At 76.8% G+C, this 891-nt stretch carries 1 pseudogene; it reads right to left on the bottom strand.

Annotation, left to right across the window (positions count from 1 at the left end):
* Positions 1-891 (bottom strand): annotated as a pseudogene (locus B9S61_RS00105) (hypothetical protein); the annotation flags it as partial.

The raw sequence follows: 891 nt of genomic DNA, 5'->3' as shown, positions 1-891 counted from the left end.
CCTCCTCGGCCTCCGTTCGTACGGTGCGCGTTTCGGCCAGCTCGGCCTCCGCCTCCTCTGCGAAGGCCCGCGCCTCGTGCGCCGTGCCGGCCAGTTCCGTGAGCCGCCCGGCGGGGCAGCCGGTGCGCCAGGAGGCGAGCCGGGCGGCGAGTTCCCGGTCCTTGGCGAGCCGGGCGGCGAGGGCGCGGATCTCCTCGTCCCGCTCGGTCGCCCGGGCGCGCAGCGTCTGCCGTTCCTCGTCGGCCGCGTGCTCGTCGTGCATGGCCGGGTTCGGCGGGACGAGGAAGACGTCACCGGTGTCCGTGCCGGGCGCCGGTGTGGGGGCGAGCAGGGCCCCGGCCGTGCCGACGGCGACGGCGGAACGGGGCAGCAGGGCGGCGTCGCTCAGGGCGTCGCGGGCGCGGAGGTGGGAGTCGGGGTCGGTGATGATGACGCCGTCGACCAGTTCGGGGCGGGCGGCCAGCACACGCGCGTGGTCGGCCGGGTCGACGGCCTGGGCGAGGTAGCGCCACCCGGGGAGCGCCGGGATGCCGTGCTCGCCGAGGAACTCGACCGTGGCCAGTACGTCCGGGCCCGGGGGGAGGAGTCCGCCGTCGCCGAGGGCGCCGAGGATGCGGGCGTCGTCCGCGGCGGCGGTCCTCAGGTCGAACAGCTGCCGTTCGGCGGAGGAGACGGCCTCGTCGAGCAGTTCGCGCAGTTCGTCGCCGAAGCGGTCGAGTTCCCCGGCGGTCAGGGCGTCTTCCGTGGGGGAAGGCCCGGCGGCGGAGTCAGCCGTGGCGCGGTCGGTGTCCGTGCGCGGTCCCGGAAGTCCGGTCCGCCGTGCGTCGGGAACTCCCGGCAGGCTGAGCAGTTCGGCGAGCCGCTGCTCGGCCGCGAGGGCCTCGGCGGTGC

The sequence above is a fragment of the Streptomyces sp. SM1 genome (genome assembly GCF_002910825.1).
GTDB lineage: Bacteria > Actinomycetota > Actinomycetes > Streptomycetales > Streptomycetaceae > Streptomyces > Streptomyces okerensis.
Note: the sequence above shows the minus strand (reverse complement) of the source record. Positions and strands in the feature narration are given on the sequence as shown.